The organism is Luteolibacter sp. (assembly GCF_058122085.1).
Genome location: NZ_JBIKBQ010000197.1, coordinates 1 through 3,044 on the forward strand (window position 1 = coordinate 1; position 3,044 = coordinate 3,044).

The following is a 3,044-nucleotide window of genomic DNA, read 5'->3' on the forward strand; positions in this document are numbered from 1 at the left end:
ATGCCGTCAGCGTCGGCGAGGCGATGCTCGCGCTCAAGCTCATCCGCGAGTGGTTAGTCCGCGAGCCCGGACGCCGCTTCGTGCTCGCCACCGGCACCGCCACCGGCCACGCCGTCGCCACCGAGGCCGCCATTCCCGGCCTGCGCGTCACCTATGCGCCGCTGGATTTCCCGTCGATGATCCGCCGCTATCTGAATCGCTTCGAGCCATCCCAGATCGTCCTCATCGAAGCCGAGGTCTGGCCGCACTTGTTGCTAACATGTGAGCGCCGGGACATTCCCGTTCGCCTTGTCAACGCCCGCATGTCGCCGCGCTCGGCCCGCCGGTTCGTGAAATTCGCCGGGTGGCTGCGCCCGATCTATCGGCTGCTCGACGCCGTCGCGATCCAGGAAGCCGAGGACGCCGCGATCTGGCAGACGCTCGGTATCGCCCGGGAAAAGATCCACCATACCGGCAGCCTGAAATTCGATCCCGCCAGCGGCGCACGCCCGAACCGCCGCCCGGAATTCCAGGAAATGCTCGACGCCTTCGGACCTAACCGTCCCGTCGTGCTGGCAGCCAGCACGCATGCGGGCGAGGACGCGTTCATCGCGGCGGCGATCCGCGAGGCGAATCCGGAGGCGCTCCCCGTCCTCGTGCCACGGCATGCCGAACGCCGGTCGGAGGTGACGGCGGATTTGGAAAAGGCGGGATTTCTCGTGAGATTGAGATCCACTGACCTCGCGGCGACCGGTGATCGCCGCCACGTTTTCGTCATCGACTCCACCGGCGAGCTCGGCGACTGGACCGCGCACGCGGACGTGGTCATCATCGGGAAAAGTTTTCTAGCCACCGGCGGACAGAATCCCTGCGAGGCCATCCTCGCGGGAAAGCCGGTGATCTTCGGACCGCACATGGAAAACTTCCAACCGCTCGCCAGCCGCCTCATCGCCCGCGGCGGCTGCATTTCAGCCAGCGGTCCGGACGAACTCGCGCGCGCCGTCACCGCCGCGCTCGATCCGGAAAAAGCGCGGTCGATGACTCGCAACGCCACCGGCCTGCTGGCTCCCCACGAGGGCGCGACCCGGCGGATTCTGGCGCTTTTGACGGCTTGAATTGCCCCGATATTTTGATGCAAGCGGGGTTTGTCATTTTCAAAAGTGCCCCTAGACTGCGCCGCGTGAGTGATTCTGATAAAGACCCCTTGAGCAGCCTACTGTCCAGCTTTGCCCTCGGACCCGCATGGGCGCGTGCCGCCGGCGACAAGTCGGAGCAAAAACCAAAAAGCTATTCCGGAGGCGAAGACCGCCCGCCGCGCCGCGATGATCGCGACCGTGCGCCGAGAGCCGGCGGTGGAGCATCGCGCGATCGCGACGGTGGTGAACGCCGCCCGTTTCAAGGCCGCGGACGGGACCAGGGAGATCGCCGCGAGGCCCCGCCCCGGATCGAGGAAGCGCGTCCGGAAGAAGGAGTGCGCGTGACCATCGCGCCCGATCCGCAAGCCGTCCATCTCATCGGCAAGGAAGTCCATCAGGTCGCCCGCGTCTATCCGCTTTTCGATGTCGCCAAGATCCTGCTCGCGGAAAAAGCCCGCTGCCGGGCGGTTTTCGAAGCCCCCGAGCCCCACGCCCCGCTCATCCGCGGCAAGCTCGAGGAATCCGTTTTCCTAACCCGCGAGGAGGCGGTCCGCCACCTTTGGAACTCGGATCTCAGAAATGAACTGATCGAGGAGGAAACCATCGAGGTCGATCCGCCGACCGGCAACTTCCAGGCGATCGCCCGCTGCGGCATTTCCGGCGAGTGGCTGGGCCCGGTCAATTTCCACTCCTATCAGACCAACCTGCGCCGCCTGCACCGCGAGTGCTTTGGGCGGATGCCCTTCGAGGTTTACGCCGCGAAAGTCCGCACCGAGCGCGGCGATGAAGCCGTCAACGCGTGGCTGGAAACGATGAAGCAGAAAACCCGCTGGCGGATCAAGGACGAGGGCGACGAAGCCTGGATCGAGGATCGCGGCGAAGCCGAGCGCGCCCTGGGAACCCGCTGCTTCGACAAAGCCTTCGAGGAAGTCCGCACCGCCGACGTCTCCGGCGCCATCCCGGCCAAGAACCTCTCCCCTTCGCTGCTCATCTCGCTGAAAATCGCGGGCACCCACGCCCGCAACCATCCCGCGATTTTGATCCCGGCAGTGTGCCGCGCAGTCGAGGCCGAGCACCTTCCCGTTTTCAAGCGCCAAGGCAAACTCCACACCGGCCCCGCCCGTCCGCACCCGCTGCCTCTCAACCAGGTGCTCGCCGAGCGCCCCGCCCAGATGGTCGCCTTTATCCGCGAGAACAAGCCCGCCAAACTCGAAGGACTCTGGAATTCCGTCCTGCCCGAAGGCAGCACCGCCCCGCCCGCCGAATACGCGGCCGACCTTTTCTGGCTGCTCCATCAAGGCCACATCCTGCTCTACACCGACGATACTCTCGCCGTCCAGGAAGCCCGCGAGACAGGTGCCGCCGTAGCCGGTGAAGAACCGAAAAAGGCCAAGAAGAAAAAAAAGAAGTCCAAGAAAGCGAAACCCGCCGGCGAAGCCGCCGCAACCGAAGAATCGCCCGCAGCCACCGGGGTGGAAACGCCAACGGAAGCCCTAGCGGAAGCCACCTTGCCGCCTATCGCCGAGGCCCCCGATGTCGAGGCCGTCCCGGCCGCGGAACCCGCTCCCGAGCAGGAATTCCCGATCACCGCCCCTGCCGAAGAATCGGTTTCCGTAGAGACTGAAGAGGAACACCCTCATCCTTTCAGCGATTAAATTCCGCGAATTCAAATTTCGTGGAGGTTTCCACCTTCCGAGGGTTGACGTCCTTCGTCCGCTATGGTTCAACCCTCTCGACCTGCTTCACGGAACGGTGGCTGAGTGGTCGAAAGCACTCCCTTGCTAAGGGAACGTACGGGTAACCGTACCGAGGGTTCGAATCCCTCCCGTTCCGCCAGCCCAAGCCATTTATAGAAAAGGCTCATCGCGTAAACCTCGCGGGATTAAGTTAGGTCGCGCGGTTTTTCAAACGCGCTCAATCACAAGCGAT

At 64.3% G+C, this 3,044-nt stretch carries 2 protein-coding genes and 1 tRNA gene; all 3 read left to right on the forward strand.

Annotated features, from left to right (window positions below; all coding sequences use genetic code 11):
* Window positions 1–1,094 (forward strand): 3-deoxy-D-manno-octulosonic acid transferase (locus tag AC4DF4_RS18415; RefSeq protein ID WP_490049557.1); only part of this gene is annotated, 1,094 nt, incomplete at its 5' end.
* 89 nt (window positions 1,095–1,183) lie between these two features.
* Window positions 1,184–2,770, forward strand: coding sequence for a hypothetical protein (locus AC4DF4_RS18420; RefSeq protein WP_490049558.1), 1,587 nt, complete (start codon window positions 1,184–1,186; stop codon window positions 2,768–2,770).
* Between the two features lie 91 nt (window positions 2,771–2,861).
* A tRNA-Ser gene (locus AC4DF4_RS18425) sits at window positions 2,862–2,951 on the forward strand.
* Window positions 2,952–3,044 lie beyond the last annotated feature (93 nt).